This window comes from Thermostichus sp. MS-CIW-37 (assembly GCF_054060065.1).
In genome coordinates, this window is record NZ_JBSSCV010000002.1 from 125,644 (window position 1) to 151,028 (window position 25,385).

The 25,385-nt window shown below is 58.8% G+C and carries 21 protein-coding genes and 2 pseudogenes; 7 read left to right on the forward strand and 16 right to left on the reverse strand.

Annotated elements, in window-relative coordinates; genetic code table 11:
• Positions 1-16: 16 nt before the first annotated feature.
• The 3 genes from cutA to bchB all read right to left on the reverse strand — a co-directional run bounded on the left by cutA (position 17) and on the right by bchB (position 3,012).
• Complete coding sequence (gene cutA, locus ACVWYZ_RS01710) at positions 17-352, reverse strand: divalent-cation tolerance protein CutA (RefSeq protein WP_414330961.1); 336 nt, start codon at positions 350-352, stop codon at positions 17-19.
• Between the two features lie 66 nt (positions 353-418).
• Positions 419-1,423, reverse strand: coding sequence for a UDP-glucose 4-epimerase GalE (gene galE, locus ACVWYZ_RS01715; protein ID WP_457465770.1), 1,005 nt, complete (start codon positions 1,421-1,423; stop codon positions 419-421).
• A gap of 56 nt (positions 1,424-1,479) precedes the next feature.
• Positions 1,480-3,012, reverse strand: a complete 1,533-nt coding sequence (bchB, locus tag ACVWYZ_RS01720) for a ferredoxin:protochlorophyllide reductase (ATP-dependent) subunit B (protein WP_457465690.1) — start codon at positions 3,010-3,012, stop codon at positions 1,480-1,482.
• 713 nt (positions 3,013-3,725) lie between these two features.
• On the opposite strand from bchB, the pseudogene ACVWYZ_RS01725 reads away from it, so the two are divergent.
• Positions 3,726-3,971: pseudogene (locus ACVWYZ_RS01725) on the forward strand (Mo-dependent nitrogenase C-terminal domain-containing protein); the annotation flags it as partial.
• Between the two features lie 533 nt (positions 3,972-4,504).
• Here the strand turns inward: ACVWYZ_RS01725 and psbA are convergent.
• The 4 genes from psbA to ACVWYZ_RS01745 form a co-directional block, all read right to left on the reverse strand.
• Complete coding sequence (gene psbA, locus ACVWYZ_RS01730; RefSeq protein ID WP_414351839.1) at positions 4,505-5,569, reverse strand: photosystem II q(b) protein; 1,065 nt, start codon at positions 5,567-5,569, stop codon at positions 4,505-4,507.
• Between the two features lie 107 nt (positions 5,570-5,676).
• Positions 5,677-8,220, reverse strand: coding sequence for a UPF0182 family membrane protein (locus ACVWYZ_RS01735; protein WP_457465692.1), 2,544 nt, complete (start codon positions 8,218-8,220; stop codon positions 5,677-5,679).
• 4 nt (positions 8,221-8,224) lie between these two features.
• Positions 8,225-9,667: a TIGR03279 family radical SAM protein gene (locus tag ACVWYZ_RS01740; protein ID WP_457465694.1), complete on the reverse strand. Its 1,443-nt coding sequence runs from the start codon at positions 9,665-9,667 to the stop codon at positions 8,225-8,227.
• 107 nt (positions 9,668-9,774) lie between these two features.
• On the reverse strand, positions 9,775-10,062 hold the full coding sequence (locus ACVWYZ_RS01745) for a DUF2103 domain-containing protein (protein ID WP_414373940.1): 288 nt from the start codon (positions 10,060-10,062) through the stop codon (positions 9,775-9,777).
• Between the two features lie 77 nt (positions 10,063-10,139).
• On the opposite strand from ACVWYZ_RS01745, the gene ACVWYZ_RS01750 reads away from it, so the two are divergent.
• The 6 genes from ACVWYZ_RS01750 to ACVWYZ_RS01775 all read left to right on the forward strand — a co-directional run bounded on the left by ACVWYZ_RS01750 (position 10,140) and on the right by ACVWYZ_RS01775 (position 15,749).
• Entirely contained in the window at positions 10,140-10,841 is a 702-nt protein-coding gene (locus tag ACVWYZ_RS01750) for a molybdenum cofactor guanylyltransferase (protein ID WP_457465695.1), read from the forward strand.
• A 32-nt stretch (positions 10,842-10,873) separates the two neighbouring features.
• Positions 10,874-13,015 carry an FAD-dependent oxidoreductase gene (locus tag ACVWYZ_RS01755; protein ID WP_457465696.1) on the forward strand — a complete coding sequence of 714 codons (2,142 nt, stop codon included), beginning with the start codon at positions 10,874-10,876 and terminating at the stop codon, positions 13,013-13,015.
• A 326-nt stretch (positions 13,016-13,341) separates the two neighbouring features.
• Entirely contained in the window at positions 13,342-13,680 is a 339-nt protein-coding gene (locus ACVWYZ_RS01760) for a hypothetical protein (protein WP_457465698.1), read from the forward strand.
• 84 nt (positions 13,681-13,764) lie between these two features.
• Positions 13,765-14,106 (forward strand): histidine triad nucleotide-binding protein, encoded by a 342-nt coding sequence (locus ACVWYZ_RS01765; protein ID WP_011432043.1) that lies wholly within the window; start codon positions 13,765-13,767, stop codon positions 14,104-14,106.
• Between the two features lie 84 nt (positions 14,107-14,190).
• Entirely contained in the window at positions 14,191-14,841 is a 651-nt protein-coding gene (locus ACVWYZ_RS01770; protein ID WP_457465700.1) for a precorrin-8X methylmutase, read from the forward strand.
• Between the two features lie 500 nt (positions 14,842-15,341).
• Entirely contained in the window at positions 15,342-15,749 is a 408-nt protein-coding gene (locus ACVWYZ_RS01775) for a hypothetical protein (RefSeq protein ID WP_457465702.1), read from the forward strand.
• Between the two features lie 89 nt (positions 15,750-15,838).
• Here ACVWYZ_RS01775 and ACVWYZ_RS01780 read toward each other — a convergent pair whose 3' ends face one another.
• The 9 genes and pseudogenes from ACVWYZ_RS01780 to ACVWYZ_RS01820 all read right to left on the reverse strand — a co-directional run bounded on the left by ACVWYZ_RS01780 (position 15,839) and on the right by ACVWYZ_RS01820 (position 25,078).
• A complete protein-coding gene (locus tag ACVWYZ_RS01780; RefSeq protein WP_457465703.1) occupies positions 15,839-17,587 on the reverse strand; it encodes a diflavin flavoprotein in 1,749 nt (582 codons plus the stop codon).
• 115 nt (positions 17,588-17,702) lie between these two features.
• A complete protein-coding gene (gene hflX, locus ACVWYZ_RS01785; protein ID WP_457465704.1) occupies positions 17,703-19,469 on the reverse strand; it encodes a GTPase HflX in 1,767 nt (588 codons plus the stop codon).
• Positions 19,470-19,515: 46 nt separating this feature from the next.
• A complete protein-coding gene (locus ACVWYZ_RS01790; RefSeq protein WP_457465705.1) occupies positions 19,516-19,689 on the reverse strand; it encodes a hypothetical protein in 174 nt (57 codons plus the stop codon).
• A 51-nt stretch (positions 19,690-19,740) separates the two neighbouring features.
• Positions 19,741-20,173: pseudogene (locus ACVWYZ_RS01795) on the reverse strand (DUF488 domain-containing protein).
• Between the two features lie 151 nt (positions 20,174-20,324).
• On the reverse strand, positions 20,325-20,447 hold the full coding sequence (locus tag ACVWYZ_RS01800) for a dual OB domain-containing protein (protein ID WP_457465707.1): 123 nt from the start codon (positions 20,445-20,447) through the stop codon (positions 20,325-20,327).
• A 66-nt stretch (positions 20,448-20,513) separates the two neighbouring features.
• Positions 20,514-21,470, reverse strand: a complete 957-nt coding sequence (locus tag ACVWYZ_RS01805; RefSeq protein WP_457465709.1) for an ABC transporter permease — start codon at positions 21,468-21,470, stop codon at positions 20,514-20,516.
• Between the two features lie 6 nt (positions 21,471-21,476).
• A complete protein-coding gene (locus ACVWYZ_RS01810) occupies positions 21,477-22,526 on the reverse strand; it encodes an ABC transporter permease (protein ID WP_457465710.1) in 1,050 nt (349 codons plus the stop codon).
• Positions 22,516-24,078 (reverse strand): ABC transporter ATP-binding protein, encoded by a 1,563-nt coding sequence (locus ACVWYZ_RS01815; protein ID WP_457465712.1) that lies wholly within the window; start codon positions 24,076-24,078, stop codon positions 22,516-22,518. The genes ACVWYZ_RS01810 and ACVWYZ_RS01815 overlap by 11 nt, the downstream gene beginning before the upstream one ends.
• Positions 24,050-25,078 (reverse strand): BMP family protein, encoded by a 1,029-nt coding sequence (locus tag ACVWYZ_RS01820; protein WP_457465714.1) that lies wholly within the window; start codon positions 25,076-25,078, stop codon positions 24,050-24,052. Before ACVWYZ_RS01820 ends, ACVWYZ_RS01815 begins: the two co-directional genes overlap by 29 nt.
• Positions 25,079-25,385 lie beyond the last annotated feature (307 nt).

Sequence of the window (25,385 nt, forward strand, 5' to 3'; positions counted from 1 at the left end):
AACTGTGCACTATTCCCTAGCCTACCTGGTCTCGGGCCCAAGCCAAATAGGTTGTGCTCACTTGAGTGGCTGCCAGAGCCAGGATCTCGGGCTCAGCGTAGGGGTGCAGCTCTCGCAGCCGTTGTTCCAGGCGGGGATAGGCAGTTGCGGGCAATTTGAGCAGGATGAGGAACTCGGCATCGGTCTGCAGGGATCCCTGCCAGCGATAGTAGGACGTGATCCCGGGCAAGACCTGGGCACAGGCCACATAACGTTCGGCCACCAAGGTATGAGCCAAGCGATGGGCCTCGGTTTCGGATCCCACCGTGGTCATGACAACCGCGAGGGTATCGGGTGTGATCTTGTCGTCCATGCGGGGCGGGGAAGTTGTTAGCCGGGCGGTTTCTCCCTATCCTATCGCCCGCCGGGCTAGGCGTTCCTAGCTCACCGAGGGCTTGGCTTTCCCAAAGTAGGGTCGCTTCTGGTGCCAGCGCCAGGCAGTTTGAATGATCTCGGCCAGGTCGGTGTAGAGAGGTTTCCAGTTGAGATCCCGAAAGATGGCACCGGCATCGCCCACCAAGCGCGGGGGATCCCCAGGGCGGCGCGCTCCCATTTGCATGGGGATCTGTCTTCCGGTCACGGCTGCTGCGGTGGCAATGACCTCTTTGACGGAAAAGCCTTGGCCATTGCCCAGGTTGTAGGCTGCTGGTACGGGTCGGCCAGAGGCCAGCGCTTCTATTGCCAACACGTGGGCTTGCGCCAGGTCGGTGACATGGATGTAGTCTCGGATACAGGTGCCATCGGGGGTATCGTAGTCCTCTCCAAAGACCGTGATGTGGGGACGTTGGCCGCCGGCGACCTCCAACACCAAGGGGATCAAGTGGGTTTCCGGGTCGTGGGCCTCCCCAATTTCGCCATCGGGATCGGCTCCGGCGGCATTGAAGTAGCGCAGGCTAATGGATCGGATCCCGTGGGCAACCTGGAAATCTCGCAAGATCTGCTCCACCATCAGCTTGCTCTGGCCGTAGGGGTTGATGGGACGTTGCGGATGACTTTCGGGAATAGGGATCCGCTCTGGCACCCCATAAGTGGCACAGGTGCTGGAGAGCACCAGGTAAGGGATCCCGTGATCTCGCATGGCCTCCAGCAAGTTCAGGGATCCGGCCACGTTGTTGCGGTAGTATTTGCCGGGATCCTTCACCGACTCGCCCACATAGGCATAGGCGGCAAAGTGGATCACCCCTTCCGGGCGATAGTGTTGGATGACTTGATCAAGCCGCTTCCGGTCGGCAAGATCCCCAATCTCCAACGGCCCCCAGCGAACTGCCCAGGGGTGCCCGTAAACCAAGTTGTCGTAAGTGATGGGCAGATGGCCAGAGGCCGCCAGAGCTTTGCAAGTGTGGCTGCCGATGTAGCCCGCCCCGCCGGTAACCAGGAGACGCATAGGCAAACGTCAGATGGAAGATCCCACCCAGGGTAAAGGTTGTCAACGGGATCCCTTCAAGCTCCAAAAGCTTCTTTGGCGGCGTACATGACCTCCACACTGATCTCGGTCAAGCCCCGTTCGCGGGCAAATTTTTCGGTGTTGCGTTTAACCTTGCCGCGCACAAAGCCGGGCACCTTGTTCAGCTCCGCCTGGGCTTCCCGCGTCCAGATGAGGTCGGAATCGGCGCTCAGGCTCTTGTGAATCACCTCCTTGGTGTCGTGGCCACCGAAGATCTCCAACAGGTGATCTTCCATGCCCAGGGTAAAGGAGTTGTAGATCAAATCCACAATTTGGTTGGCGCCCTCGTAGCCCAAAAAGGGCCGGTAGCCGATAGGGAAATCCTGCACGTGGATGGGGGCCGAGATGACCCCACAAGGGATCCGCAGCCGTTTGCCCACATGCCGCTCCATCTGGGTGCCGAAAATCGCGGCAGGTTCCGCCTGGGCAATGGCGTCCGCCACGCGGGTGTGGTCCTCTGTCATCAAGACCTGATCGCAATATTCCCCCACCTCTGCCTGGAACCACTCTCCATCGTAGGTGCAATAGCTGCCCGCCCACACCACGTGGATCCCCATCTCGCGGGCCAGGATTTTGGTGATGGCCGCCGCGTGGGTGGAATCCCCGAAGACCACCGCTTTTTTGCCGGTCAGGTTTTGGCAGTCGATGGAGCGGGAAAACCAGGCCGCTTGGGAAATGTGCAGCGTTTGCTCCTGGATGTAGGCTTCATAATCGACAGGGATCCCTTGCTCATTCAGGATCTTCTGGATCTGGCGGATGAAGCGGGCCGTTTCCACCACCCCCATCGGGGTGATCTCGATGGAAGGCGTGCCAAACTCCTCCTGCAAGTAGCGAGCTGTCATCAGCCCCAGCTCCCGATAGGGCACCACATTAAACCAGGCCCGCCCCAGGTGTTTGAGATCGTGGACACTGGCCCCTTGCGGGATCACCAGGTTGAGCTGGATCCCCAGATCTCGCAGCAGCGCCTTCAGCTCCCGCAGATCGTGGGCATTGTGAAACCCCAGGCTGGAAATGCCAAGGATGTTACAGGAAGGACGCTCCGTCTTTTGGGGCGAGTCGTTCAGCTCCCCCTGTTTGCGAGCTTTGGTGATGTAGAACTCCACAATCTGGTGCAGGGTGCGATCTGCTGCCTGCAATTCGTTAACCCGGTAGTGGTCGACATCTGCCAGCATTACGTCGCAGCGACTGGCCAACTGGGCCTGCCGGACAAAGTGATGCAGATCTTCCTGCAAAATGCTGGAAGTGCAGGTGGGGGTGACCACGATCAAATCCGGGTGCTCCTCGCCGTCTTTGCGGACGATGTTGCGAATCACCTTTTCGTCGGATCCCCGCGCCAACACCTGCCGGTCAACGACGCTGGTGGTTACCGGAGTAAAATCCCGCTCTCGCTCCAACATGGAACGCATCACGTTGAAATAGTCGTCTCCCAGAGGAGCGTGCATGATGCTGTGAACGTTTTTGAAGGAGCTGGCCACCCGCAGCGTGCCGATATGGGCAGGGCCAGCGTACATCCAATAGGCCAATTTCATGGGCAGCCTCTCAAGAAAGCCAGAGACAAAATCAAGGATCCCAACCCACCGCCGGATGTGCACCCGCTGGGAATCTCTCCTGGCATTGTAGAACGCTCAGCAGCCGGCATCCCTTGGCTGTTATCCTCCGTAACTCCCAACCGAGACGCTCCCAAGCCAAACTCGATCAAAAGAAAAACAACCCTGCCAAGGCAAGTGTGATTACGGGGATCCCCCTACTCCGCCCAAAGGGCTTGTTCCATCCTAGAAATAGGAGCGATGGATACCCATCTGGCTCCAGAGCCCAAGCTGAGGAACTTCAGGGATCCTGACAGGGAATCGGCTGGTGGACAAGACAAGAGCAGAGGAGTTTTTGTATTTTTCGTTACATGTTAACTTTTGGAGACAAAACATGTAGCTCTACAACGTTGAGCAGAGATTCTTGTTTACAGAAGCAAGCTTTCCGTTGGAGAAGGCAGACTAACAGAGGGAAGAGAGATGGCTAATGTTTCCCTGAATACAAGCTCGACACAGAGAATTGTCGATGGCTAGTAATTTTGCGCGCCGTAACCGACCAAAGGCTGCTGCTTCTTCAAAGGTTGAGGTGAAAGCTTATGGGTTCCACAACGATTTCTTGGCAACGTGCTCGCAAAGCTCCTCAGGAGCTGCCTGGTTCCATGACTTCTGTGCTTTTCAAGTCCACAGGTCGCCTGCGCGACTGGTTGCAGGCTCCGTTGCGTCCCATTCAATCGGCTATGGATAACTTTAGCATCCGCGATCCACGCTTGGCCCATTTCCTTTGCCAGTGGATCCCGGCCCGCTGTCCCTTCGAGCGAGATGTGGTGTTGTTTGGCCACAAGGTGATGCATATTCCGCCCATGTGCAAACTTAACCCCTTCTACGACCAGGTGGCAGGGCTGCGCTTCCGGGCTTTGTCGTTTCTGGCAGAACGGGGGGAAGACATTAGCCGTTATGTGTAGGATAGGGGAACGCGGTCAATTCTGGCGGGGATCAGGATTGGGGCAACTACATTTTAGTAGTTGCAAATCCTCAAGCAACTGGGGTATGTCTGCCTAGATAATGGAGTCTGGATAATTGAGTTATAGTCGCTTCAGGTTAGGGTGAGACGCCCAGGCCATTGAGAGAAGCCTTCTGGCTCTATGAATTCAACGTTTTGGGTGCGGGTGCAGTGTCCTAGTTTGAGCGGAAACCAAGGACTCCGTCCCGCTGTCGCGAGGGGATGTGACACCACTTGCCCATTGCTGTCGGTGTAGAAGCTGGCCAGACCCACATCCAACCCCACTACCTGGCCGGTGTACCCTGCCTGCTCTACCCACACCTAAGGCCTTGAATGCACCTGATCGTGGGGCCTTTCTTGGCAGCCCAGGCATCTCGCCCTAAACTGAAACGGCTATGGATGCAACTTCACTGTTGCCGCCAGGGAAACAACAAGAAAATCCCCCAGCATTGGCCAGGGGATCGTTTGCTTTTGTCAAGCCGTCAGGTCAGACCATCAGCCACGCACCGCAGGCGCTACCTCCACCGCCGCCAAATCCAGCGGGAAGTTGTGCGCATTCCGCTCGTGCATCACTTCCATCCCCAGGTTGGCACGGTTCAACACGTCTGCCCAGGTCCCCACTACTCGACCGTTGCTGTCCACAATCGATTGGTTGAAGTTGAACCCGTTCAGGTTGAACGCCATAATGCTGATCCCCAGCGCCGTAAACCAGATCCCCACCACCGGCCACGCCGCCAGGAAAAAGTGCAGGCTCCGGCTGTTGTTGAACGACGCATACTGGAAAATCAACCGGCCAAAATACCCGTGCGCCGCCACAATGTTGTAGGTCTCTTCCTCTTGCCCAAACTTGTACCCCAGGTTCTGGGACTCCTCTTCCGAGGTCTCCCGAATCAGGGTGGAGGTCACCAGCGACCCGTGCATGGCGCTAAACAACGCCCCACCAAACACGCCGGCCACCCCCAACTGGTGGAACGGGTGCATCAGGATGTTGTGCTCCGCTTGAAACACCAGCATGAAGTTGAAGGTGCCCGAAATCCCCAAGGGCATCCCGTCCGAAAACGACCCCTGCCCAATCGGGTAAATCAAAAACACTGCTGTGGCCGCTGCCACCGGCGCCGAGTAGGCCACCGCAATCCAGGGACGCATCCCCAGCCGGTAGCTCAGCTCCCACTCCCGGCCCATGTAGCAGAACACCCCAATCAAAAAGTGCAGCACAATCAGTTGGTAGGGGCCGCCGTTGTACAGCCACTCATCCAGTGAGGCGGCTTCCCAAATCGGGTAAAAGTGCAGGCCAATGGCTGCCGAAGAGGGCACTACAGCCCCAGAAATGATGTTGTTCCCGTACAGCAAGGAACCGGAAACGGGCTCGCGGATGCCGTCGATGTCCACCGGCGGAGCCCCGATGAAGGCGATGATGAAGCAGGTGGTGGCAGTCAGGAGGGTGGGAATCATCAGCACCCCGAACCAGCCGATGTAAAGGCGGTTGTCGGTGGAGGTGACCCACTCGCAGAACTGCTCCCACACGTTGCTGGTTGAGCGACGTTGGATAACAGTAGTCATGAGGACAAACTTCCCTAAGGAAGCGCGAAGATTGACAACCTAACCTTAAAACATCCGTTAAGTTTCGTCAACCACCTGCCTCAAAAATGAGGAGGGGATCCCTTTCTCTACCGGCTACCCCTCGGCAGAAAGAGGGCTTCTAAGGCCTGGCCGAGAGTCGGTTCCATCACCACCCGGTCTTCGTAGGCAGCGATCACCCGGGTGAGCTGAGGCAAGCGGCCCTGTTCTGCTTCGATGTAAAGGGGCTGAACATAGAGCAAAGAAGTCTCGATAGGAATGACCAGCAGCGTGCCCAGGTTCACCCGCGACCCATGCTGGTTCCAGAGGGAAATTTGCTCGGAGATTAAGGGATCCTGATTGACCCGTGCTTCCACCTGTTCCGGGCCATAGATGAGCCGTTGCTTGGAAAACTCGTACACCAGGAGCTTGCCGTAGTTTTCCCCGTCGCAGCGGGCCGCTATCCAAGCCACCATGTTCTGCTTGTTAACAGGGGCATAGGGGGAGAGGAGGACGAACTCAGGAGTGTGGTTTGCAACCCCTTGGGGATCCCTCGGCAAGGTGAGAATGAGATACTGCGGCTGCATGGGAATGCGCCGTCGATTGCGGAACTGGCCGGGGATCTGCCATTGATCCTCGCGGTTGTAGAAGAGGCGGGGATCCGTCATGTGGTAGGTGGCAAACTGCTGCGCTTGCAGGCGGAAGAGGTCTTGCGGGTAGCGAATGTGTTGGCGCAGCGGCTCGTCCAGCTCCTGCAAGGGCTTGAACAGGGTGGGGTAGATGCGGGCGTAGGCTTGGATGAGGGGATCCTGAGGGTCGGCGATGTACCAGTCGATGCTGCCGTTGTAGGCGTCCATCACCGCCTTGACCGAGTTGCGGATGTAGTTGAAGGAAAAGCCGGGCACATGCTCGGAGTAAGGGTAGCGGCTGCTGGTGGTATAGGCATCGAAAAACCAGTAGAGCTTGCCATCTCCGATCACTAGGTAGGGATCCCGGTCGTAGAGTAAAAACGGCATCACCCGACGGATGCGCTCGCGGATTTGGCGGCGATAGAGAAAGCGGGTGGTAGAAGATAGCTCGCGGCTGAGAAGGATGCGCAGATCGCCAAAATGCCAGGCGTAGAGAAACCGCTGCCAGAGGTGGGGAATGGGCACGCCACCGCTGCCCTGATAGCTGCTGTACACATAGCGCTCTGCTGCAGGGTAGTCCAACTCCCGCGCCTCAGCACCCACGAAAACATCGGTGGTAGTCAGCTCGCCGTAGTAGAGGGCCGGCTGCTCCACCCGCAAGACGGGGGCCACCTCAGGGTAGCGGGGAGAAACCCGCGGCGGGATATCCGACAGGAAAAAGTCCGGCAGGCCCTCAGGGGTCACCACGTTCACCGGGCTGAGGGTGAGGCCGTAGCCGTGGGTGTAAAAAAACCGCCGGTTGACCCAGGTTTGGGCAGCGGGGGGTACCTGGGCAAAGTCCAGCTCGCGGGCGGCATGCATGACTTGGCGCAATTCTCCCCCGATGCGGTAGCGATCCACATTCACATAGGGGAATTGATAGTAGGGGCGGATTTCTTGCAGTTGTCGATAGGTGGCCAATAGAGGCTCCGCATCCCAGAGGCGCACGTTGCTCAGGGTGGATTGATTTTGCTGCAGGATCTCCCAGGTCAGGGATCCCTCTTCCGGGAAGGGTTGGACTTCGACATCGGCCAGGCCAAAGCCAGCACGGGTAAAGCGGATGTTGTGCTCGATGTAAGGGCGTTCCAGCTCCAGCTCGTTGGGGGCCACCAAGAAAGTTTGCACCAGTTGGGGGTAAAGTTGGGTGGTCAGCAGCCCAAACCCCAGGTAGGCTCCCCAGAGGATGGCCGGCGCCAAGAGAGAGCTGGCCCAGGGGGGGCACCAGGACTTGAGAAAAGGGAGGTTGAGGCGGATCCCTTGGCGGGCCAAAACCCAGAACCCCACTGCCGTCAAGCCCGCCACCCCGCTCATCAAGGTCGTGGCCGGCAGAGTTGCATGCACATCGGCAAAACCGGCCCCAAACACAACGCCGCGGGTGGAATAGAGCAGCTCGTAGCGATCCAGCCAATGGCCCCAAGCCCGAATGAGAAACAGGGATCCCCCCAGGATCAGCAAGTGCCGCTGGGCATAGAGAGAAAGGGCCAAGGTCAGCCGTTGCTCGGAAAGCCCCAGCTCCACCAAGTAGATGAGGACAACGGCAATCAAGGTGAGCAGCACGAGGTTGAAGCACCACTGCTGCAGCGTCTCCCAGAAAGGCAGGCTGAAGAGAAAAAAACTGAGATCGCGGTTGAAAATCGGATCTGACTCCCCGACGGGCCCCTGGTTCAGCCAGAGCAGCAGCGTAAACCAGTGATTGGAAAGAGACCCAGCAAAGAAGCCACTCAAACCTATGGCGATCACCCAGGCCCCGGTCAAGGTTGCCCCCCGCCAGCAGGAGCAGATGTTGGATCCCGTCACCGCCAGGGCAAAGAGGAAAGCGCCCAGGCCCAGCCCCCAGCGGGCAATCACCCGCGTCCACAGCACCGGCAGGGCATTCAGCTCGGCAAACCAGGCCAGATCTACGTAGAAAGCCGCCAAGCCCGTGATGGCCAGGATCCCCAGCCCCACCCAAAGCAGCAGAAGCAATCCGCGCCGCAACCTCTGCATTACCTCAGGATCCTCGGCCTAAAGCTGTTCTCGATCGCGTCAGCGGTGCAGTTTCCGTTCGCTTGAGCGTCGCGGAACACCCTAGGGTGCTGTAGGCATACCCCTGTTCTAGCTGTTGCACCGCCTGCACCAAGCCTGCTGGCCCGCCGTCCACCCGCACCACCGGGATCCCCACCTGGGCCTGCACCTCTTGCCAGGTCAGATCGTCCAAAAAGCGCTCCCCGTCCTTGAGGGCGATCTGGGGTAGCAATAGCCCATCATAGTCCGCCAAGTTTTCCACAGACTTCAGGGCATCCAAGATATCCTGCCCCGTCAGCAGCCCGGTCACCGTCAGGGTTTGGCCCCAAAATCGGCTGGCGATGGGCAGCAGCGTGAGCTGCAAATGGTGGATGCGATTCAGGCGCTGCACAATGGGCTGGAAGGCTTGCCCCACGGCATTGCCCACCACCCAAAGGGCCTTTACCGGAGAGGCCAAGCCGGCAGGCAAACTCACCTGCTCAAACTGGCTCAAAAATAGGCGCAGGGATCCCACGCCATTCCCCAGTTGGGGGTAATCTTCATAGTGCTCTTCCGGGGGCAGTTCCCACCCCGCCAGCAGATACCACTCATCGGCCAGCCAGGCAAAGGTGGATCCCAATTCTTGCCGAAACCCGACCTGCAAGGTTTCCACCTGCCGGATCACTTCTCGGGCCTTGGCTGCATCCACAGGAACCAGCTCATCTCCAGGGGGGCGAAAGCGGGTCAGCCCCACCGGCACCACTGCTGCCGAGAGGACGGTGGGGATCCCGTCTGCTGGCCGGCGAAAGGCGGCCAAATCGAGGAGTGTGCGGGTGAGGTGATCCCCATCGTTCCAGCCTGGGCAGACCACCACCTGTGCGTGCAGTTGCAAGCGATGCTGGCGAAACCAGGCCAACTGCTCCAAAATCAGGCCAGCCCGCGGGTTTTTGAGCAAGCGGCTGCGCAGCTCCGGGTCGGTAGCATGCACTGACACGTAGAGGGGAGAAAGGCGCAGGCGGGCAATGCGCTCCCATTCGGCGGCAGGCAAGTTGGTGAGGGTGAGGTAGCTGCCGTAGAGAAAACTGAGGCGGTAGTCGTCGTCCTTGAGGTGCAGCGTCGCCCGCATCTGCGGGGGTTGTTGGTCGATGAAGCAAAAGGGGCAAGCGTTGGCGCATTGGATCAGGCCATCGAACAGGGCCGTTTCAAACTCCAGCCCCAGATCCTCGTCGATCCCCTTCTCCAGCTCAACTGTGCGCGGGATCCCTTGGCTGTCCAAGATCTCCAGGCTTACATACTCCTCGGCGATCAGGAAGCGGTAGTCGATGAGATCGCGGGGGCGCTCGCCGTTGATGCTGACCAGGGCCTCTCCAGGTCGAATGCCTGCTTCTGCTGCCAGGGATCCCGGCAAAACAGCACTGATGCGGGCAGGCTTGAGGCTAGTACGAGACATAAGATTGACTCATAATCAGATGTGCTATTCGCGTTGGCAGGGCGGAGTCCTGGATCGGGACAGCGTTGTGTAGCAAGAACGAGGCTCGGTTGCGTTGCCAGAAGAGCTCACTGCAAACAGCGAAGAATGGCTGCCTCCAGCTCGGTTTGGCTGAGATCCGTCACCACAAACACCTCCTGCACGCTGCTTCCCTTGCGGGCCACCAGCTTGTACCCGCCCCGGATCGGCACCGAAACCCGCAACTGCAACTGGGGGATCCGCCCACGGCTGCAGGACAGAGCGCCCGGCGTCACGGTCTTGATGCCGGCCTGCCGGGTCAGGCGTTCCAAAACAGGGATCAACCCTGAGATATGGGTAGAGTGGTTCCAAACCAGACGACCAGAAGGCTCAGACATGGCGGCCAAAGTGAGGAGAGGATGGGATCCCTATCCTATTCCTCCACAAATACCTGCTGCTCGTTGTGGAAAACTGGATGTCCAAAATGCCTGAAGATTCCCCGCCTGCGGTCGTGGCTCTGATCTTGGCCGGGGGCAACAGCCGCCGCATGGGATCCGACAAAGCCCTGGTGCTTTGGGATGGGATCCCCCTGCTGCGACGGGTGGCTCAGGTGGCAGCAGCCTGCGCCGACGCGGTTTACATCCTCACCCCCTGGCCGGAGCGCTATGCGTCGGTGGTGGATCCCGGTTGGCATCTCTGGCGGGAAAACGTTCCCCCCCTGGTCGGGCAAGACCCACGTGGTCGGGACAGCATTGCGGAGCAACACCGAGGCCCGCTGCTGGCCTTTCAAGAGGGGATCCGGCGGCTACAAACCTTGGCTGCTCCCCCGGAGTGGATCCTGCTGCTGGCCTGCGATCTGCCCTGCTTGCAGGAGCAGGTTCTTGGGGATTGGCGACAGCGCCTTGCCACCCTGCCCCCTCAGACGGTGGCCGCCCTGCCCAAAAGTCAGCGGGGCTGGGAGCCCCTGTGTGGCTTCTATCGCCTGGCGCAGCTAGGTTCTCTGGAGAGTTTCTTGCAGGCAGGAGGAAGATCCTTTCAGGGCTGGTTGTCCCAGGTGCCAACAGCCATCCTGCCCCTGACCGTTCCCGACAGCGGGACGGAGTCCCTTGAGAGGATGCTCACCAATTGCAACACCCCTGCAGATCTGCAGCTGGGGGGAAACCTGGGTAGAGGGTGATCCCTGGGATCGGCAAAGGGAGGGATCCCCTCATGTCACAATGGGTAAAGATTTGCTCGGTTTCTTATCTCGGCGCCGTGCTTACTTCCCTTTACTACCGCGAGATCCCTTGCCCCGATAGTGCTCAAGTGCTGCGCTGGCTACAGGAGTGTATCCCCCTGCCCCAAGGCAGCCAGAAGGTTCTTACCCCCACGGGCCTGCGCCTACAGGGATCCGGCGCTGAGCTGGCCCTCTTCTTGTGGTCGGGGCTGAACACCACCTATCTCAAGGTGTTCCAGTGGTCGGAGCAGCCCTTCCCCCGCCAAGCTCGCTGGCTGAGAGAGCTGGAACAGGCCATCCAAAGCCAATTTCCCCACCGCTACCCGCAGTTGCCCCAGATCGATCTGAACCGGGGATCCATCTTCGATCAGCTTGAGCCTTTCTACCCGCAAACGGTGAAGTATTTTCGGCGGATCCCCAATGGAGAATTTGACCTGCAGCGGGTGTACTGGTGGGAAAAGCGCTGGCGGGAAGAAGTACAACATTGCCACGCAGCCCACCGCTCTGCTCAGCCAGTATTGTTTCGCCAGCCTGCCCCTGAGCCGGCCCCGGTGGAGTGGGATCTGGCCATCGTGGGGGGAGCGCTGGGAGCCCTCTATGGAGCGGCCATGGCCCGCTTGGGCTACCGCGTGGCCTTGGTGGAGCGGCTTCCTTTTGGCCGCATGAACCGCGAGTGGAACATCTCCCGGCGGGAGCTGCAAACCCTGGTGGATTTGGGCCTTCTGAGCGCCGAGCAGATGGAGAGCTTGATCCTGCGGGAATATACAGATGGGTTCAACAAGTTTTTTGACGGCAATAGCCCGGTTCGCGCCCCTGTCCTGCACACGCCCACGGTACTCAATCTGGCCATTGATGCCGAAAAACTCCTGCAGCTTTGTGGCCAGATCCTCACTTCCTGTGGGGGAGCCATCTACGAGCGCACCGAGTTCCAGCGGGCCTACATTGGCGAACAAGGCGTCACGCTGGTTTTGAAGGATTTGTCCACCGGCGAGGAGTTTCGGCTGGGATCCCGCCTTGTGGTGGATGCCATGGGAACGGCCTCTCCCATTGCCCAGCAGCTTTACCGCCATCGAGCTTTTGATAGCGTCTGCCCCACGGTGGGGGCCACCATCCAAGGAGGGTTTGAGCCGGGGGTATGGGATCCCCAATTTGGGGACATTCTGGCCAGCCATGGGGACATCAGCCGCGGTCGGCAACTCATTTGGGAGCTGTTCCCCGGGCCAGGCGAAGATCTCACCTTCTACCTGTTCCACTACCACCAGGTGCATCCAGAAAACCCCGGATCCCTGCTGGAACTGTACGAAGATTTTTTCACCATTCTGCCGGAATACCGCCGCTGCGACCCGGAGCGCCTGCAGTGGAAAAAAGCGACCTTCGGCTATATTCCCGGACGATTTGGCCAGCCCCGGCACCCTGTTCGCGGCAGCGGGGCGGAGTCTTCGGAACCCTTTGACCGGATACTGCTCATAGGGGATGCGGCGGCTATGCAATCGCCCCTTAGCTTTACCGGGTTTGGATCCCTGGTGCGCAACTGCCCCCGCCTGTGCGATCTCCTGGATACGGCGCTGCGCCACGACCTGCTCAGGGCGGCGGACTTAGCCCAGATCCGGGCCTACCAGGGCAACTCCGCCGTCACCTGGCTCTTCTCGCGGGGGATGATGGTGCCCACCGGCAAGGTGCTGCCCCCCGAGCGCATCAATGCCACCCTCAACAGCTTTTTTGGCATTCTCGCCACCGAGCCGCCGGAGGTGGTGGACGATTTCATCAAAGACCGGGCCGGCTGGCTGGCGTTTAACCGCATGGCCATCAAAGCTGCCCTACAAAACCCACGGCTGCTGCTGTGGATCTGGGAGGCCGTAGGGGCCAAAGGCTTTGCCCAGTGGCTGCCCACCTACTTCAGCTATACCGGCCTGGTCTTGACTTCTGCTGTGCTGAGGGGCTGGCTCCCAAGGCTGCTGCGCCGCCTACAGCCCTGGCTGGAAGCGCGTTATCCCCGTCTGTGGCTGCGCTGCCTGCAGTGGAGCTACACCCTCACCTATGGAGTGGGACAGCCGCGCATTCAGTTTCAACTCCCCCCCACTCAAGAAAAGACCCAAGACACAATACCAACTTGGATAGGATCCCTGCAGCAGTGACATACTCCCGCACTCACGCTGATGCACAGAGGGCGGGGCTCCCCGGCGGTCTAGCTAAATGCACCGGACACCAAGGCAATAGCGCTGTCGCCGTGATCCCTCAATAAGGTCTCTATCTGCCGCTCGCGTCAGCAGGGCAGCGTTTTTTCCGGCTTGGCAGCTTGCCCAAGTTGGGTATAATCAATGCCTAATCAGAGATCGACGGCAGTTGGGAAGGGATCCCGACTTCAAACCGGTCGAGAGACTGATGAACCCCATTTTTTGAGAACCCTTATTTTCGCAAAAAGTTAGGACTGAGCCCAGTCGCGTCAGCGTTGCGGAGCAACATGGTCTATACCTTCGAGATCATCGGCATTGCCCCTGCTCTACAGTTCTTTCATCAGCAACAGAAGCTGGCCCAGCGGCCCTGCGGGGTGGAATACCTGGGTACCAGCCCCTGCACCCTCGATGCGTTGCTGGGATCCCTGGAGGAAGTGCCGGCCCGGCGCGGCTGGGACTTGGATCAGTTGGTCGATACCGTTATCCGCTTTTGGTGCAGCAACCCCGATTTGGTCAGTATGTGGCGCTCTCGTTTTCGCGATGCCGGGCAAGATGCCCTGTTGGTCTCGCGGGTGGGGCACATTCAATCGCTGCAACAGGAATTTGAATGGCTGCTGAAGCAGTAGATGCCGAGCACCACTCTCGCCACCTGGGTGGGAGAATGTGCGGTTAGCAGGTAGGCTAGGGGCAGAACTGGTTTGTGAGCACCCATGAGCGACACAGTTTTCGGCAAGATCATCCGCAGGGAGATCCCTGCGCAAATCGTTTACGAAGACGATAGAGCCCTGGCCTTCAAAGACATCGCCCCCCAAGCCCCCGTCCACATCTTGGTGGTGCCCAAAGAGCCCATCCCCGGCATTTCCCAGGCCAAGCCCGAACATGAGGCATTGCTGGGACATCTCCTGCTGACCGCTCAACGGGTGGCTGCCGAGGCCGGTTTAAACAAAGGTTATCGATTGGTGATCAACGAAGGAGAGGACGGCGGGCAAACCGTCTTTCATCTCCACATTCACGTTCTGGGCGGTCGGGGGATGGGCTGGCCTCCGGGCTAAGCAATGGCTTTTCCCACCAACTGAAGCCTCTGCAGGTACAATCCTGTCATTACGGAGGTAAACAGCGGGTGGGGTCTGGAACCGATGGAGTGGCATGTAACCGATGCAGAGAGCCTGATGATCATCGACCAGGAGGTGGGCAAGCACGAGCTTTCTCCTGCTGAGTATGAGGTGGTTCGTCGGGTTATTTATGCTACTGCTGACTTCGAGTACTTGCACCTCATCCGTTTTGGCAACGAAGCCTTACAGGCCGGAGCGGCGGCTCTGGCAGCGCGTACCACCATTGTGGTCGATGAGCCGATGGTGCAGGTGGGCATTGCCTGGGCTGTTCAGAACACCTTTTCCAACCCCATCTATTGCAGCAGCGAAGCCATTACCCGCCCCCAAAGGGACAAGACCCGCTCTGCTTGGGGCTTGGAAACTCTGGCCCAACGCTACCCTGAGGCGATCTTTGTGATCGGCCAATCCCAGACCGCCCTCTCCACCTTGGTACGGCTGATTACCGAGAAGGAGGTGGCCCCTGCTCTGGTCATTGCCACCCCGGCTGGGTTTGTGAACGTGGTGCAAGCCAAACAGGAGCTGGCCGATTCCATGGTGCCCCACATCCGCACTGAGGGACGCAAAGGAGGCCCGGCAGTGGCTGCAGCGGTGTTGGATGGCCTGTTGGACTTGGCTTGGCACGCCTATGTACGGGTCAGCAGCGCAGATCATCCTGGCAAATCCGCGGTTTCATGACATGCTCCTTGCCCTTGGGCACCGTTCGCGGAAACAAGCCAAAACTTTGGCACTCAAAGCACATTTTTTCAGCAGTTGACTGCCCTGCCGCTGAAATCTCGCTTGGGACACCGCGCTTTATGGTCGTTTCAGTTTAGGGTGAGACGCCTGGACTACCGATCGCGCCAGCGGGACGGAGTCCTTGAAAAGCCTTCTGGCCTCGTGCATTCAATCATTCACTGTTTGAGGTGTGGGTGCAATGTCCTAGTTTGAATCGAAGTTTGAATTGAAATGACCATACACCCCTATAGTCAGTTGCTCTAGCGGTGCGGATGAGCTGGGGGCCTCGCAGCACCTTTGGGTCAAGAGTGGGTCTGCTGATCCAGATCACCCAGCCAAGGGGATCCCGATCACCCGGCCTTCAAGGCGGCATCGACAAGATGGGAGCTGCGCTCTCAGTCCTGCCTCTTCAGAAAATGGCCTGAGAAGCGGCTGGGTTGAGCTTATGGAGGGATCTTCCCGTGCGGCGTGCCATCTTCTTTTGCTGGAGCGGCTGCCTTCTGGCCTTGTTTTTTGCGCCGGGGGCTTGGGCACAAGCTGAGCCATGCCCGGTAGTCGTCCTTCTGCCCTCTTCACTGCAGTTGTCAGAGGTGTCAGCACCTGCCTCTGCCCTCTCGACAACCCAGATGGACAAGGCAGGGATCCAAGTCAGCCCCTACCAGCGCTGGCGACAGAGGTATGCCCCCTCAGATCCCCTCTCTTCGGGTTTGGGCAGCGTCCCTTATCGGCCAGCCCAGCAGGGATCCCAAAGGATTCAACAGGGAACAGAGAGACTGCCCTTTTGGCTAGAGCAGAGCGGGATCCGCCTGGGAGAAGACAGCCCCTTCTTCCTACATCCCGATGGCTTGGTCTATCGGCAGTCCTATTGAATTTGTGAGTCTGTTCGCCACAGGGATCCCAGCTTCCCCAGGGAGAAGGGCTAGGAGTGAGAAATTATCTCTCACTTCTCTCTTCTCAATTAGTAATGATTCCCTACCTTGCGGTGGTGGATGGCGGTGAGGCCCTCTGGGCTGGAGACCCGACCAGCTTCTAGGGTGCTGTACACCACCCAGTGATCGCTGGTTTCCAGGCGGCTCACCACACGGCACTCCAGGTAGGCCAAAGCATCGGCCAAGATGGGGGATCCGTTGGCAGCAGGGTAGGTCTTGATCCCGGCAAAGCGGTCGGCTCCCGGTGGAAATCGCTTCAGGAAGTGGCGCATCAAGGGTTGGTAATGGCCTTCTTGCAGCACATTTAACACGAAGGTATCTCCCACCTGCAGGAAGGATTCGATGGCCCGATCCTTGGCCACCGCAATGCTGATCCCTGGCGGATCGGTGCTGGCTTGGGCTACCCAGGAGGCGAGCATGGCGCTGGTGGCTTGCCCTTTGCGGGCTGTGATAATGTAGAGGCCATTGCTGATGCGGCCCAGGGCGCGATCCAAGTCGGCATCCAAGGCTTTCATCTGCTGAATGTTGCGATCCCGCGTCAGCCACTGCCCCAGATCGGTACCTGCTTCTTCGGCCAGTTGCAGCAGAGCCTCGCCGGCAGGCTGCTTAAGCAGAATGGGGGCAAACACCTCTTTGGCGCCGATCTCCTGCAGGGTGTTGCGGCAGAGGTACACCGACTCATCATCTTCGCCGCCCGACTCAAACAGACCAAAGCCTTGCTTGCTGTGGGCAGAGGCCAAAAGGGTTTTCAGCAGCACTTGAGTGGTGGCGGCCTCAGGCCCTGATTGGGGCGGCATGCCTATCACCACACCGGCGGCCAAGCTCATCAGCTCCCGCACCTCGTGGGCATCCACCAGCCGCAAATCTGCCAGCTCCACCTGGATGCCGGTTTTTTGGATCCCACGGGCAATGGCTTGAGCCAAGGTTTCCGCCTGGCCATAGCCGGACAGGTAGAACACTGCCACCAGGCGCTCGGCTTTGGCCTGCTCCAGGCTCCAGGTGCGATATTGCCCCACCCAGTCGGACAGGTGATGGCGCAGTAGGGGGCCGTGGCCGGTAGCAATGGCAGCGATGGGAGGCAAGGCTTCCATGCGCTTCAGGGCGGACAACACCGAGCGGGCATTGGGCCCCATGAGGCAGTCGTAGTAGAGCTTAAAGTCCGCCTGCAGCAGATGGGGATGCTCATCCCAGGCAAAGTCGTCGCAGTAGTGCATCCCAAACACGTCGCAGGTGTAAAGGATCTGGGTGCCGTGGTCGTAGGTGAGGATGGTGTCGGGCCAGTGCAGGTTGGGGGCCGAGATGAACTCCAGAACGTGCCCTTTGCCCAGATCCAAGCGATCTCCCTGTTTCACCACCAGCCGCCGGAAGGGCCGATGCACCAGATCTTCCAGAAATTGCATGGCCACCTTGGAGGCCACCACCGTCATCTGGGGCGCCAGCTCCAGCAGATCACCGACTAGGCCGCTGTGATCTGGCTCGGTGTGGCTGACCACCAGGTAGTCGATCGCAGTGGGATCCACGATCCCTTGCAGGCAATCCAGGTACAACTGGCGAAACTTCTCGTGGGAGGTGTCGATGAGGGCCACCTTCTCGCCGCGAATCAAGAAGGAGTTGTAGGTGGTGCCATTTTCCAGAGCAAATTCGATATCAAATCGATCCCGATCCCAATCTTGGGAGCGAATGGCGAGGGTGTCGGCCCCGATAGGCAGAGTTTGCAGCGTCAGATGGGGCTGGGCCAGGCGAGGTGCGACTTGAGGTGCAACTGCAGTGGTGGCCATGTTCTCTCCCTAACTTTAAGTCGGGTCACAATCCTGATCTCAATGTAACTGAATGTTTATGTTGACAGGGGGTATAAATGCAATTTGCAAGTTGCGAAATCCTTATGGAATGCTTCTAGGGATCTCTGGGTTCCTGACTATCGAAGGGGTTGGGGCTTAGAACTGCAGCAAATTGGGCCAGGGTGTGGCGCAACTGATCCAGGTTTTGGCCGGTGGTGGCGGAAACAAACAGGGCCTTCGGGTAGAGCAGGCGCACATCCTCTACCCATTCGGGATCCAGGCGGTCGATTTTGTTAAACACCAGTTGCCGGGGGCCGGTGGCCAAGGGCATCTCGTCCAGCAAGGTTTCCACCGCCTCGATCTGTCCTTCCCAGTTGGGGTGAGACAGATCCACCACATGCAGCAGGGCATCCGCTTCCGTCACCTCTTCCAGGGTGGCTTGAAAGGCATCCACCAGTTGGTCTGGCAATTCGGTTAGAAATCCCACCGTGTCGGTCAACAGCACCGCCTGCCGGTTGGGCAGATCCAGCCGCCGGGTAGTGGGATCCAAGGTGGCAAAGAGCTGGTCGGCGGCGTATACCTCAGCATGGGTGAGGGCGTTGAGAAGGCTGGACTTGCCGGCGTTGGTGTAGCCCACCAGGGCCACCACGGGAATTTGGGATGCCTCGCGGCGTTGGCGCAGCCGCTGCCGGTGGTGGCGCAATTCTTCCACTTCTTGCCGCAGCTTGCCGATGCGCCGTTGGATGGCCCGCCGCTCCATTTCCAGTTGGGTTTCCCCAGGGCCACGGGTGCCGATGCCCCCACCTAGCCGAGACATGGTGCGCCCTCGACCGGCCAAGCGAGGTAGCAAATACTGCAGTTGGGCCAGCTCCACCTGCAATTTTCCGGCCCGGGTTCTGGCCCGCTGGGCAAAAATATCCAAGATCACCTCGCTGCGATCCACCACCCGCACCCCCACCGCCTCTTCCAAGGTGCGCACCTGGCTGGGGGTGAGTTCCCGGTCGAACACCACCAAGTTAGCGCCCAGATCCTGGACCAGCAGAGCCAGCTCTTGCACCTTACCGGATCCGATTACCGTGGCCGAATTGGGTCCTTCCCGCCTCTGCCAGAGGGCTTGCAGCACCTGTCCGCCGGCACTCTCCACCAGGCGGCTCAGCTCCGCCAACCCATCCATGAGATCCTCGTAGCTCTGCCCGGACTCCTGCAGCCCCACCAGGATGGCCCGCTCCTGATCCAGATCCACCTGGCGGGCGGTCAACTGGCGCCGAAACCCATCCTCCAGCTCCGCCACCAGCTCCTGCAGATCCTGTTCTGCCAGGATCCCCAAAGGCAAAGGCTCAGAAACCTGCCAACGGCGCTCTCCCTCCGGCAGCAGATGGGCCAGATAGGCCCGGTGAACAAAGCCCGTAGCCGCTCCTCCCCGGCGTCGGTGCCCTCCTGACTTGGACACGGAAAGGGTGATGAGGGCATCCAAACGCTGCAAAGCCATGGCCGTCAGCGCTTTTTGACCGGGGCCCCCCTCCCCCATTTGGGTGGTGATGCAGCGGATCCCGGATAGGCGCTCGGCCCCCTGGCGGGGCAATTCCCAAGCGGGAATCTGGGTTTCAAAAGGGGATCCCACCCCTACGCGGATCACCTGGCCGCGCCGGTTGAGGTAAACGCTGATGGGCCGGCCTTCCAACTCTTGGGTCAGGGATCCCAGCCGTTGGGCAAACTCCACCGTCACCAAGCGGTCGGGGGGTAGGCGCAGTTGATAGAGCCGTTGCAGTTGCTTTTGTTGGTGGGGCTTTAACCCTTTGGCCTGTTCGCGAAAGCCTCGCGTAGCGATAGCAGAGCTGAAGCGGGGGTCGGTCTGATGGCGAGAGGTGCTAGCCCTGGGCATAGGGACGGGGAAAGACCCAAAAACAAGCTTTCATCTACCATACACGCTAGCTGACAGCAGGAACTTGGGATCCAAAAGCAACGGTGGCAAACACTGGCCCAGTGTTGGAGCTGCCCAAGCGGGGATCCCTGTATTGAGCTTGCTGTCGGTGAGAGAGTTTCCAAATCGGTTGGGCAGTCAGGGATCCCTTTCGCTCCGTGTTGCCGGAATCCTGCTGCAACTCGGAGTAGCTGCATAAATCGGAAAAATCCGTAGTGCCAGCTCTTAGTTATCATAGATGCACGATTTCAACATCACCCCATTTTCTGCGCAAATATTCAGCAACCAGCCTACGATGACAGTGCTCAGGTGTAGCTTCACTACAAAGCAGACATCCTCCATCGAGAATACTTTTATCCACTTGATCTTCAATGCGACGCTCGGCCATCAGCGACAAAAACTGTCTCTCATAATTAGACCAGTCACCACTAGCTTTATAAGCATCAAGAATTTCTTGGGTCGGTGCCAATTCTGGCAAATGAATGTATCCAAGCTTGCAGATCTCGTGAAGAAAAAACTCTAGATCCCTCTTTTTCGTGAATCCCGCCAGTTGCGAGGTGTTATTAAGTCGAGTATCAACAACTCGAACCAGACCAGGCTGTTTTAAGCGATTAAAAAAATTGCTCTGCACTTTTCTTCGTAAACCCTATCGTAAATATCTTCATGGCCTCGCGCTCCGCTCATCATTTTTTGACATTTTCTCATCTCGATAGGCGACACGCCTGCCTTGAATGAGATAGGCTTCGGCTATAAACTCTTCCCGACTTCTAAACAAGTCGCCCTCTGGAAGTTTGCAAAGGGCAAGAAGACGAGATTCTAGGGCCTCATAAGACGCATCCATTCCCCTGGCTCTCCGTTCTGCCATTCCTTGCCGGCAATACAGCGACCGGCCATTTTTCTGGAGTTGGCGAAACAGACAATCGTCTTGACGTAAGACATACAGGCTTCTGGGGCAAGGGCAAAGGCTCAATGGGAGTAATTTTCGGCTTCTTGAAAGTCCAGTAGTCAAATCCGTTCTTCAGGGCGAAAGGGGATCAAAAGAGCGCGGGGCGCCCTGGCATGGCGAGAGACCAAAATCAACGCCACAATACTGAGCAGATAGGGCAACATTAAGAAAAACTGATAGGGGATCCGGCTACCCCAAAGCTGCTGAAGGCGCAATTGCAAAGCATCAAACCCGGCAAACAGCAACGCTCCTCCTAAGGCTCGCCAGGGATCCCAAGCGGCAAAAACCACCAGAGCAATGCAAATCCACCCCCGCCCATTGACGATATTGAAGAAAAACGCATCGAACGCAGAGAGGGTTAAAAAAGCACCGGCCACGGCCATAAGAGCGCTGCCCACCATCACCGCTCCGGTACGAACGGCATAGACCGGGATCCCCTGGGAAGCGGCAGCCTGGGGATTTTCTCCAACCATGCGCACGGCCAGGCCCAGCGGAGTTCGGTAGAGGATGTAGGCCATGAGGGGCACCAGGAGAAGGCCGAGGTAGGTGAGGGGCGGCTGGGTAAACAGGGTTTCTCCCAGAAAGGGCAGGCTGGAGAGACCCGGGATCGGCCAAGGGCTGAAGGGGACGATTTTGGGGGGAGAGGTGACCTGGGGCAGGGCCATGCGATAAACAAAATAAGCAGCATTGATGGTCAAGAGGGTAATGCCAATGCCGGTGACGTGCTGGGAAACCCCAAGGCGGACGGTCAACAGGCTGTGAATCAAGCCCACACCTGCACCGAGGACGGCAGCAAAGGCTACGCCCCACCACAATCCGGATCCCTGATAGACCACCAGCCAACCGGCCATAGCCCCCAGGGTCATGATCCCTTCGATGCCCAGATTGAGAACGCCGGCCCGCTCACAGAGAACTTCGCCCAAAGTGCCAAAGAGTAAGGGAGTGGCAATGCGCAGGGTGGCTACCCAAAAGCTGGTGGTGCTAATTAAGCTGATTAGACTCAGGAGTGCAGACACGGGTGCTCAGTCCCAGCGCAAACGATAACGGGCTAGCCCCATGCAGACCAACATCCACAGCAGGGCAGCGGCAACAATGACATCGGCCAAGTAGGTGGGAACGCCCAAGCTGCGCCCCATGGTATCGGCTCCCACATAAACCCCGGCAATGAAAACTGCGGCCCCCACCACTCCCAAGGGATGCAGTTGGGCCAACAGGGCAACAACAATGCCGGTGTAGCCAAAGCCCGGGGATAAATCCAAGGTGAGATAGCCCTTGAGCCCGAGAAGTTCACAAGCTCCCGCCAAGCCTGCCAGCCCCCCTCCCAGCAGTGAGGTATACAAAATAACTCCCTGGACTGGGATGCCGAGAAACCTGGCCGCTTCCGGGTTCGCGCCTACGGCTCGCATTTCTAGGCCCCAAACGGTGAACTGCTCCAGCCCCCACACCCCCAAGGCAGCAAGCAGGGCGATGATTAAACCAGCGTGGAGACGACTGCGGGGGATCAGCCGCGGCAGTAGGGCAGCATCCACAAGGGCACGACCTTGGGGCCAACCCAGAGCCAGAGGATCTTTGAGGGGGCCTTCCAGGAGATAGCTGATCCCAAGAAGAATGACAAAATTGAGCAGCAAGGTGGTCACCACTTCGTCCACCTGGAACTGGGTCTTGAGCCAGGCCGGGATCCACAGCAACAGCCCTCCGGCAATCCAGCCCGCCAGCAGCAGCACCAGCACCAACCACGGGCGCGGCAGCGAAAGCCCAGCGGTGCCCAAGAGGCTGGCAGCCAGAGCCCCACCATAAAACTGGCCTTCTGCACCGATGTTCCACAACTTGGCCCGAAAACACACCGCCACCGCCAATCCCGTCAGGATCAGGGGAATGGCCCGCGTCAAAGTTTCGCTCAGGGCAAAGGGGGATCCCACCGCTCCCCGCAGCAAAGCTCCATAGGCTGCCAAAACCGGGGATCCCGTCCACAGGATCAGCAGGCTACAGGAGAGGAAAGCCAGGACAATGGCTGCCATCGGCGCGCTCAGGATCAGCCAGAGGGGCACCGTGGAACGGGGTTCAACACGCATCAGCCACCTCCTGCCCGGCCATGCGCAACCCCAAGGCGGTCACCGTTGTGGTTTGGGTTGGGATTGCTGGGGAAAGCCGACCGCGATAGAGCACCGCCACTCGATCCGCTAAACTCAGCAATTCATCCAGGTCTTCGGAAATGAGCAGGATCCCGGCTCCAGCCCGGGCTGCTGCCAGAAGTTGGGCATGCACATAGGCCACAGCCCCCAGATCCAGTCCCCGCGTCGGTTGGTGAGCCACAATCACCTGGGGATCCCGACACAGCTCCCGCGAGAGGATCACTTTTTGCATATTTCCGCCGGACAGCAGTTGCACCGGCATCTGGAGCGCCCGCCAGGGATCCCCCCTCTGGAGCCCCCGCACATCGTAGGTCTGTAGCCAGGTGTGGGCCTGCTGATAGATTTGGCGGTGACGCAGGATCCCCCACCGCGAGAATTCGGGATCCCGATAGCGCTCGATGACCCAGTTTTCCCATAGGCTAAGGGAACCAATCAGCCCAGTTTTGTGGCGGTCTTCTGGGATCCGGGCCATGCCTTGCCGCACCATCTCAGCAGGAGAGATCAGCCGCAGGACTCGGCCATACAGATGCAGATGACCTTGGTGGGGCCGGATCACCCCGCAGATCAGATCTGCCAGGACGGATTGCCCATTGCCCGCCACCCCAGCAATACCCACGATTTCGTGACGCCGCACCGTCAGAGAAACCTGCTCCAGATGCTGCTGCCCCACCCGACAGGAGACCTGCTGCAACTCTAAGACCGTCTCCCCCGGAGACAAAGGGGCTTTGACCACCGCCGCCAACCGCTGCCCCACCATCGCTTCCGCCAGAGCTGTGGGATGGATCTCAGCCGTCTTGCCCGTCATCACCACCCGCCCTGAGCGCAGCACCATCACCCGGTCACTGGTGCGCATCACCTCCTGGAGCTTGTGGGAAATCAGCAGGATCCCCAGCCCGCGACCGGCCATCTGCCGTAGGGTGTGAAAAAACGGCTCAATTTCCGGTGGGGTCAACACCGCCGTAGGCTCATCCAAAATCAGGATCCGCGCCCCTCGATACAGCACCTTGAGGATCTCCACCCGCTGCCGCTCCCCTAAGGTTAGGGATCCCACCAGGGCATCGGGATCCACGGCCAACCCCAATTCCTCGGCCAGCTTTTGGATGCGCCGCCGTCCCTCTCGCCGCCGAGACCACAGGTGCCACAGGGGCTGAGTGCCCAGAAGAATGTTGTCCAGCACCGACAGATTATCGGCCAAGACCACATGCTGATGCACCATGCCTATCCCTGCCGCCAGGGCAGCCGCCGGGGATCCCAGCTTGAGGGGCCGACCAAACACCCACACCTGACCCTGATCGGGAACGTAGTGCCCAAACAGGATATTCATCAGCGTCGTTTTGCCCGCCCCATTTTCCCCCAAGATGGCCAGAATCTCCCCGGCCCGCAGCTCAAGATCAATCTGGTCGTTGGCCAGCAGAGCACCAAAGCGCTTAGTAATGCCCACCATCTTCAAGGCCAAAGGCGCTTCAGAGGGTGGACTTGGGTTCGCTATCATCGATGGCTACAACAAAAGACCCTGCCAGAATCTCTGCCTGCCGCTCCATCACCTTAGCTTTCAGTTCAGCCGGAACTTTGTCGGCAAAGGTTCCCCAGTCGGAGAGGCTGGATCCCCCATATTTCATCATGCTGTAGATCCCGTAGTCCTCTGCCTTAAACTCTCCGGCCTTCACCGCGGCAATGGCTCTGTCGATGGTGGGTTCCATGTGCCACAGGGCGCTGACCACCACTGTTTCTGGATAATCAGGCTGGGTATCGATCACATTGCCGATGGCCAAAACGCCCCTCTCTTTGGCGGCATCAGATACCCCAAACCGCTCTGCATAGAGGATATCTGCGCCGGCATCAATTTGGGCAAAAGCCGCCTCTTTGGCTTTGGGGGGATCAAACCAACTGCCGATAAAGGTGACCAAAAACTTCACCTCCGGCTGCAGTTCCCTCGCCCCTGCCATAAAAGCATTCATGAGGCGGTTCACCTCTGGAATGGGATAGCCCCCCACCATGCCGATAATTTTGGAGCGCGTCAGCCCCCCGGCCACCATTCCCGTCAGATAGGAAGGCTCGTGGATGTAGTTGTCAAACACGGCAAAATTGCTCAGGGCAGGATCCGGCTTGAGGCTGGATCCCATCAAAAAGCTGACCTTGGGATAGTCTTTGGCTACTTCCCGCGCTTCCCGCTCCACCCCGAAGACCTCACCCACCAGCAGTTGGACGCCGCTCTCGGCATACTGACGCAGCACCCGTGGGTAGTCGGTGTTGGAAACTGACTCTGACCAGGTGTAGTCAATATCCCCCCGCTCCTGGGCAGCCATCAACGCTTTATGGATCCGGCTCACCCACTGCTGCTCAATGGGAACCGTATAAACCCCGGCCACCTTCAGCTTGGTTCCTTGAGCCACCGCGGCATCGCGAACCAACCAGCGGCTCCCCATCAGGCCAGCCACAAAAGCCCCAGAACGCAGGCAGAAGTCCCGCCGGGAGAGTTCTAAACGTGCCATAGTCGCTTCTGTTGAGGTTAGTTCGAGATCGGGTTACTGCTCGGCTTATCCTAAGGGGGAGATCCCTGAAAATATGTATCCTGAAATACAATTTTTTGAGAAGGAGCTTGTTTGTAATGGACAACGAAGTTTCGCTGACGGTTGGAATGGATGTAAGGGCCAAGTCCTCTCAAATCAGCTCTCGATAGATTATCCCTCTGACTACTTGGTTGATATCTTGCACAACCGGATGCTGTTGGGGACTACAGCCCTCTTTTATAAAGTGAGCAATAACCCAATCAACTGGTTTCCTAAATTCGGGCTTTGA